This is a genomic window from Paenibacillus sp. F024 (assembly GCF_057814255.1).
Genome location: NZ_JBVASZ010000124.1, coordinates 1 through 313, shown reverse-complemented (window position 1 = coordinate 313; position 313 = coordinate 1). Strand labels below are relative to the sequence as shown.

At 42.8% G+C, this 313-nt stretch carries 1 protein-coding gene; it reads right to left on the bottom strand.

What is annotated here, in order from left to right; all coding sequences use genetic code 11:
- Positions 1-313 (bottom strand): TRAP transporter small permease (locus ACZYR9_RS27645; RefSeq protein WP_488981498.1); only part of this gene is annotated, 313 nt, incomplete at both ends.

Here is a 313-nt window from a genome sequence, read left to right as displayed (position 1 = left end):
AGCACTAAATAAAGAAGAAAAATGACAATAATGCTTCTTACAATAAATGCAGCCTTTTTTAATTTATAGGGCATTCGTTTGACGAAAACATCCATACCCAGGTGCTGATGATCTCTTAGCGCCCCAATGGCGCCAAGAAAAGTGAGCCAAATGAAGAAATAGCGGGATAATTCCTCGGACCACGTGATCCCCGAGTTAAAAGCATACCGCAAAACAACGTTTCCAAAAACAAGCACTCCCATCACCAGCAAGGCGGCCGCCATCGCGAAATTCAGAAGCTTATTAAATCCAGCGGACAGTTTCTCCATATCAA